Origin of the sequence: Streptomyces fuscigenes (assembly GCF_021556455.1) — a bacterium.
GTDB classification, from domain to species: domain Bacteria; phylum Actinomycetota; class Actinomycetes; order Streptomycetales; family Streptomycetaceae; genus Streptomyces; species Streptomyces fuscigenes.
Window position 1 is genome coordinate 1 of record NZ_JAKGCV010000440.1, and the last position, 4,512, is coordinate 4,512.

Consider the following 4,512-nt stretch of genomic DNA (forward strand, 5'->3'; position numbering starts at 1 on the left):
GGCAGCCCGGGCTCCCGGCGCAGGTGGGGACGGGTACGGGGGCGGCGGGAGCCCCCGGGGGCCCGGCGGTGCGGAGGAGGGTGCCCCGCGGGCCGCCGGCCACCGCCGGCGTGCCCCGCCCGGGGCGCGGATCAGTGCTTCGCGGGCAGGAAGCCGATCCGGTCGTAGGCGGCGGCCAGCGTCTCGGCGGCGACCGCGCGGGCCTTCTCGGCACCGGCCGCGAGCAGGGAGTCCAGGGTCTCCGGGTCCTCCAGGTAGGCCTGCGTGCGCTCCTTGAAGGGTGTGACGAAATCGACCATGACGTCCGCGAGGTCGGTCTTCAGCGCTCCGTAGCCCTGGCCGGCGTAGCGGGCCTCCAGTTCGGCGACGGAGCTGCCGGTCAGCGTGGAGTAGATCGTGAGCAGATTGCTGACGCCCGGCTTGTTCACGGCGTCGTAGACGATCTCCGAGCCGGTGTCGGTGACGGCGCTGCGGACCTTCTTCGCGGTGGCCTTGGGCTCGTCCAGCAGGTTGATGAGGCCCTTCGGCGTGGACGCCGACTTGCTCATCTTCGCCGACGGGTCCTGGAGGTCGTAGATCTTCGCCGTCTCCTTGACGATGTGCGGCGAGGGCACGGTGAAGGTGTGCCCGAACCGGCCGTTGAACCGCTCGGCCAGGTCGCGGGTCAGCTCGATGTGCTGGCGCTGGTCCTCGCCCACGGGAACGGCGTCCGCCTGGTAGAGGAGGATGTCGGCGACCTGGAGGACCGGGTACGTGAACAGGCCCACGGTGGTGCGGTCGGCTCCCTGCTTGGCCGACTTGTCCTTGAACTGCGTCATGCGGGAGGCCTCGCCGAAGCCCGTGATGCAGTTCATGACCCAGCCGAGCTGCGCGTGCTCGGGGACGTGGCTCTGCACGAACAGCGTGCACCGCTGCGGGTCGAGCCCCGCGGCGAGCAGCTGCGCGGCGGCGAGCCGGGTGTTGGCGCGCAGCTCCGCCGGGTCCTGCGGGACCGTGATGGCGTGCAGGTCGACGACCATGTAGAAGGCGTCGTGGGACTCCTGGAGTGCGACGTACTGGCGGACGGCGCCGAGGTAGTTGCCGAGGTGGAACGAGCCGGCGGTGGGCTGGATCCCGGACAGGGCGCGAGGACGGTCTGAGGCCATGCCGCCATTCTCTCAGGTGCGGCCGCGGGGCCGTGCGCGCGACGGCGGGGCCCGCCCCGGCCCCGGGGGACGGCCCGGGAGCACGGGGGCGGACCGGTGCGGCCCGCCCCCGCGGTGCTCAGGCGGTGGGCAGGCCCGGCGCCGGGTGCGCCGCCATCAGCTCGGCGACCTCGCCCCGGATCGCCGCCAGGGCCGGCTCGTCCCCGGTGCGCGCGGCCGTGACGCCCCGGTCGATCCACTGCGCGACGGCGGCCATGTGCGCGGTCGTCAGCCCGCGGCTGGTGAGCGCCGGCGTGCCGACCCGGATGCCGGAGGGGTCGAACGGCCTGCGCGGGTCGAAGGGGACCGCGTTGTGGTTCACGACGAGGCCGGCGCGGTCGAGCGCCTTGGCGGCGGTCTTGCCCGGCATGTCCTTCGACGTGAGGTCCATCAGGATCAGGTGGGTGTCGGTGCCCCCGGAGACGAGGTCGAAGCCACGCGCCAGGAGCTGGTCGGCCAGCTCGCGCGCGTTGGCGACGACCGCCCGCGCGTAGTCGCGGAACGACGGGGCGGACGCCTCGTGCAGGGCGACGGCGATCGCCGCCGTGGTCTGGTTGTGCGGGCCGCCCTGGAGCCCGGGGAAGACGGCCTTGTCGATCGCCTTCGCGTGCTCGCCGCGCGACATCAGCATCGCGCCGCGGGGGCCGCGCAGCGTCTTGTGCGTCGTGGTCGAGACCACGTCGGCGTGCGGTGCGGGCGAGGGGTGGGCACCGCCCGCGACCAGGCCCGCGATGTGGGCGATGTCGGCGACCAGGACGGCGCCGACCTCCCGCGCGATCTCGGCGAACGCGGCGAAGTCGATGAGGCGGGGCACGGCCGTGCCGCCGCAGAACAGGATCGCCGGGCGTTCGGCCCGGGCGAGGTCGCGGACCTGGTCGAGGTCGACGCGGCCGGTGTCGCGCCGCACCCCGTACTGCACGCCCCGGAACCAGATGCCGGTGGCCGACACGCCCCAGCCGTGCGTGAGGTGACCGCCCATCGGCAGGGCCATGCCCATGACGGTGTCGCCCGGCTTCGCGAAGGCGAGGTGGACGGCGAGGTTCGCGGGCGAGCCGGAGTAGGGCTGCACGTTGGCGTGCTCCACGCCGAACAGCGCCTTCGCGCGCTCGACGGCGAGCGTCTCGACCTGGTCGACGACCTGCTGGCCCTCGTAGTAGCGGCGACCGGGGTAGCCCTCGCTGTACTTGTTCTGCAGGACGGTGCCTGAGGCGTCGAGCACCGCCTGCGACACGTAGTTCTCGCTGGGGATCAGCCGCAGGGTCGCGGCCTGGAGGTGCTCCTCGGCCGCGACGAGTTCGGCGAGGCGCGGGTCGGTCGCGGCGAGCGCCGGGCGGCGGGCGGGCCCGCCGCCGCCGGGTGCGGTGCTGCCGGGGTCCGCGGTGCTGGTGGGGTCCGCGGTGCTGGTGGGGTCCGCGGTGCTGGTGGGGTCCGCGGCGTCCGCCGCGTCCGGGGTGCTCGTGGGAAGGGTGTGCGGAGCTGCCTGGGTCATGGCGGTGTCCTCCGGGACGATCCGTCGTCGGCGGTCGGGTCCCGGTGCCCAGGCGGGGCGACACCTCGGTGCGGACGTGCGGGTCCGCACGGCTGCCCGCACGGCTCCCCCGCGGTCCGTTCCGCGTACGCCAGTCGCCGTGCTTGCCGCCCAGCGTACCGACGCGGGGCCGACGGCACACGGACATTCGCCGGGAGGGTCAGCTTTGCCCGCCGTAGGGCAGAAACACGGTAGAAACCGGCGTACGAGCCCTTTCGCGCCGAACGATCGGAGGATCATCTTGCCGACCCCCTCTGGCCCCACGCCCGGCACCGCGTCCAGCCCCACGCAGCAGGCCATCGCCTCGGCCGAGGCCCGCAGCGCCCACAACTACCACCCGCTCCCGGTGGTGGTGTCCTCGGCGGACGGCGCCTGGATGACGGACGTCGAAGGCCGCCGCTACCTCGACATGCTCGCCGGGTACTCGGCGCTCAACTTCGGCCACGGCAACCGCCGGCTGATCGACGCGGCGAAGGCGCAGCTGGAACGGGTGACGCTGACGTCGCGCGCGTTCCACCACGACCGGTTCGCCGCGTTCTGCGAGCAGCTCGGCGACCTGTGCGGCATGGAGATGGTCCTGCCGATGAACACGGGCGCAGAGGCCGTCGAGACGGCGGTCAAGACCGCCCGCAAGTGGGGCTACCGCGTCAAGGGCGTCCCGGACGGCGAGGCGCGCATCGTCGTCGCGTCGGACAACTTCCACGGCCGTACGACGACGATCGTCAGCTTCTCCACCGATCCCGAGGCGCGCGCCGACTTCGGTCCCTACACACCCGGGTTCGACATCGTGCCGTACGGCGACGCGACGGCCCTGGAGGCCGCGCTGAGCGACCGCACGGTCGCCGTGCTGCTGGAGCCGATCCAGGGCGAGGCGGGGGTCCTGGTGCCGCCGGACGGCTACCTGCGGAGGGTGCGCGAGCTGACGCGGGAGCGCGGCGTGCTGTTCGTCGCGGACGAGATCCAGTCCGGCCTCGGCCGTACGGGACGCACGTTCGCCTGCGAGCACGAGGGCGTGGTGCCGGACATGTACGTCCTCGGCAAGGCGCTCGGCGGGGGCGTGGTGCCGGTGTCGGCGGTCGTCTCCTCGGCGGAGGTGCTGGGCGTGCACAAGCCGGGTGAGCACGGTTCGACGTTCGGCGGCAACCCGCTGGCGTGCGCGGTCGCGCTGGAGGTGATCGCGATGCTGCGGACAGGGGAGTTCCAGGGGTACGCGGCGGAGCTCGGCGACCACCTGCACCGCGAACTCGGCCTGCTGGTGGGGCGCGGCGGCGTGCGGGAGGTGCGCGGCCGGGGACTGTGGGCCGGCGTGGACGTCGACCCGGCGCTCGGCACCGGCCGCGAGATCTCCGAGCGGCTGATGGAGCGGGGCGTGCTCGTCAAGGACACGCACGGCTCGACGATCCGGCTGGCGCCGCCGCTGGTGGTCAGCAAGGAGGACCTGGACTGGGGTCTGGACCGGCTGCGGGAGGTCCTCGCGGAGGGCTGAGCCCGGGGCGGGCCGCCGCCAGGGGGACGGGGCGGCGGCCCGGAGCGACGGGAGGTCCTAGGGTCGGGGCGTGGCCCTCGGGATGATCTGCGCGTTCGGCGCCTCGGTGTTCTTCGGCACCGCGGCCGTCCTCCAGGCCGCGGCAGCGCGCGCCGCCGCCCCCGGCTCCGGGTCGGGCGTCGACGCGGCCCTGCTGCTGCGCGCCGCGCGGCAGTGGCGGTACGTGCTCGGCCTGGCGCTCGACGCCGGCGGGTTCGTGCTCCAGGTCGTCGCGCTGCGCACGCTGCCGATCTACGTCGTGGGCGCCGCCCTCG

General features: G+C 74.2%; 3 protein-coding genes and 1 pseudogene. 2 read left to right on the top strand and 2 right to left on the bottom strand.

Features of this window, described 5'->3' with window-relative positions; translation table 11 throughout:
• Nucleotides 1-131 precede the first annotated feature (131 nt).
• Nucleotides 132-1,145 carry a tryptophan--tRNA ligase gene (trpS, locus tag L1885_RS24175; protein ID WP_235799282.1) on the bottom strand — a complete coding sequence of 338 codons (1,014 nt, stop codon included), beginning with the start codon at nt 1,143-1,145 and terminating at the stop codon, nt 132-134.
• A 118-nt stretch (nt 1,146-1,263) separates the two neighbouring features.
• A complete protein-coding gene (glyA, locus tag L1885_RS24180) occupies nt 1,264-2,673 on the bottom strand; it encodes a serine hydroxymethyltransferase (RefSeq protein WP_235799283.1) in 1,410 nt (469 codons plus the stop codon).
• 280 nt (nt 2,674-2,953) lie between these two features.
• Here glyA and rocD point away from each other — a divergent pair, with 280 nt between their 5' ends.
• Entirely contained in the window at nt 2,954-4,198 is a 1,245-nt protein-coding gene (rocD, locus tag L1885_RS24185) for an ornithine--oxo-acid transaminase (RefSeq protein WP_268984450.1), read from the top strand.
• Between the two features lie 82 nt (nt 4,199-4,280).
• A pseudogene (locus tag L1885_RS24190) lies at nt 4,281-4,512 on the top strand (hypothetical protein); the annotation flags it as partial.

What these genes read in the sequence shown, in the direction of transcription:
- trpS (WP_235799282.1), bottom strand. Translation starts at nt 1,145, where the DNA reads ATGGCCTCAGACCGTCCTCGCGCCCTGTCCGGGATCCAGCCCACCGCC.
- glyA (WP_235799283.1), bottom strand. Translation starts at nt 2,673, where the DNA reads ATGACCCAGGCAGCTCCGCACACCCTTCCCACGAGCACCCCGGACGCG.